The sequence below is a fragment of the Pseudomonas sp. R62 genome, assembly GCF_000257605.1.
GTDB classification, from domain to species: domain Bacteria; phylum Pseudomonadota; class Gammaproteobacteria; order Pseudomonadales; family Pseudomonadaceae; genus Aquipseudomonas; species Aquipseudomonas atacamensis.
The window spans coordinates 908,709-910,824 of record NZ_JH635999.1 but is presented as its reverse complement, the minus strand read 5'-3'; the positions used below and the strand labels follow the sequence as shown (position 1 = coordinate 910,824).

The window sequence follows — 2,116 nt, the reverse complement described above, 5'->3', positions numbered from 1 at the left end:
GAACTGATCGCCAACGGCACGATCAAGCTCAAGAGCGCGCCGGGCCTCGGTGTCGAACGCATCGAAGCGGATGCGGTGGTGCTCACCGATGGCAGCCGCTTGCCGGCCGATCTCATCGTTTATGCGACGGGTTATGGCTCGATGAACGGCTGGGCCGCGAAGCTGATTTCTCAGCAAGTGGCCGACAAGGTCGGACGCTGCTGGGGCCTGGGTTCCGGCACCACCAACGACCCCGGCCCGTATGAAGGTGAACTGCGCAACATGTGGAAGCCGACCCAGCAGCAAAACCTCTGGTTCCACGGCGGCAACCTGCATCAGTCACGGCACTATTCGCTGTATCTGGCGTTGCAGTTGAAAGCCCGTTTCGAAGGCCTCGACACCGATGTTTATCGCCTTGCACAGCGGCATCATCTGGGCTGATTCCTCAAGTGGTCGTTCGTCGGTGCGCAGACCAAGCGCACCGGCGAACTGGAAAGTGCGTGCTAGGGTGTCTAGCCCAAGCACGTTTCAATCCAGGAAAAATGAGGAGGATTCATGCCACTTCATCCCATTCTGTTCATGGGCGGCTCCGGCGCCATCGGCCACCAGACGGCTCGCGCATTGCGCGCGGCGCATCCCGACGTCCCCTTGCTGATCGGCGGACGCGACCTCGCCAAGGCTGAGCAAACCGCCGAACAAATCGGCAATGCCCAAGGTGTGGTCATCGATGCTCGCGCAGAAGATCTGGGGCTGGGTGATCGCCCGATCAGCGCCATCGTCCTGTTCTACATGGACCACGCCCTCGCCGGTCTGCGCTTTGCGCAAAAGCGCAAGGTGCCGCACCTGAGCATCTCTTCCGGCGTATTCGAAATCGCCCCGCAAATCGCCAGTTTCATGCACACGCCTGACGCGTCTCCCATTGTCCTCGGCTACGAATGGATGGTCGGTGCCACAACCGTGGGAACGCTGCACCTCGCCAAGGCATTCGCCCGCGTGCACGACATCCGCATTCATGCGCTGGTCGACGAACAGGACGGCGGCGGCCCGACCGTAGCCGTCGATTTCGAGCACCTGAACAAAATGCTTCCCGCCGCACTGACCCGCCGCGACGGCAAATTCATCTGGCGCGAAGGCGACGACGCCAAGGTCAGCTTCCGCGCCGTCGACGGCACAATCATGCAGGGCGCCGGCTTTTCCTCGATCGACGTCACCGGCCTCGCCGCCGCCACCGACGCCCCGAACGTCGAGTTCAACCTCGCCAGCGGCGTCAGCTCGACCCGGCGTCAGGGTCAGCCGATGTCGACGGAAATACTCATTGAACTCGAAGGCACGGATCACGATGGCCAGCCATTGCGCACACGCCACGCCGTGGTTCACCGATCAGGCGCAGCAGCGTTGACCGGGCTCAGCGTGGCCATGCTGCTGGAGCGACTGGTTGGGCTGGATGGGCAAGCGCCGGTAAGACCGGGGCTGTATTTTCCCTATCAATTGCTGGAGGCACAGGTGTTTTTGCAGCGGTTGAAAGAGGACGGTGGGGAGTTGATCGAACTACTTGAGTGAGACCGCGCACAGGTCGCTCGACACTTGAACTGCTCGTTTGAGAGAGTACCGGTCCTGCCCGCCACTGCTCGCAAGGATTGATTGCCATGGATTGCATCCCCACGCTTTACACCCACCGCCTGATCCTCACCCCGCTGCAACTGAGTGATGCAGCGGCGGTGCAACGATTGTTTCCGCAATGGGAGGTCGTGCGCTATCTCGACAGCCGCGTTCCGTGGCCGTATCCGGACGACGGCGCGCTTGTTTACGTCCGCGATGTCGCGCTGCCCGCGATGGCTGCCGCAAAGGAATGGCACTGGATGATCCGCACCCGCGTTCAGCCCGAGAGCTGCATCGGCAGTATCAGCCTGTTTGATCAACCGGGTAACCATCGAGGCTTCTGGCTCGCCCCTCAGTTTCAGGGCAACGGCTACATGCGCGAGGCCTGCAAGGTGATCAATGCCTTCTGGTTCGATACGTTGATGCGCCCATTGATGCAGGTGCCCAAGGCCGCCGCCAACCACGCCTCGCGCAAGATTTCCGAAGATGAAGGCATGCGGATGGCTGAAACGCGGGACGGCCAGTTTGTGTCGGGGCC

Annotated in this window: 1 protein-coding gene and 2 pseudogenes; all 3 read left to right on the top strand. The window is 61.8% G+C overall.

Annotated elements, in window-relative coordinates; all coding sequences use genetic code 11:
- Positions 1 to 420: pseudogene (locus OQK_RS22505) on the top strand (NAD(P)/FAD-dependent oxidoreductase); the annotation flags it as partial.
- Positions 421 to 534: 114 nt separating this feature from the next.
- The gene (locus OQK_RS22500) at positions 535 to 1,539 is read left to right on the top strand and encodes a saccharopine dehydrogenase (RefSeq protein WP_016774396.1); all 1,005 of its coding nucleotides are present in this window, start codon (positions 535 to 537) and stop codon (positions 1,537 to 1,539) included.
- A gap of 86 nt (positions 1,540 to 1,625) precedes the next feature.
- A pseudogene (locus tag OQK_RS22495) lies at positions 1,626 to 2,116 on the top strand (GNAT family N-acetyltransferase); the annotation flags it as partial.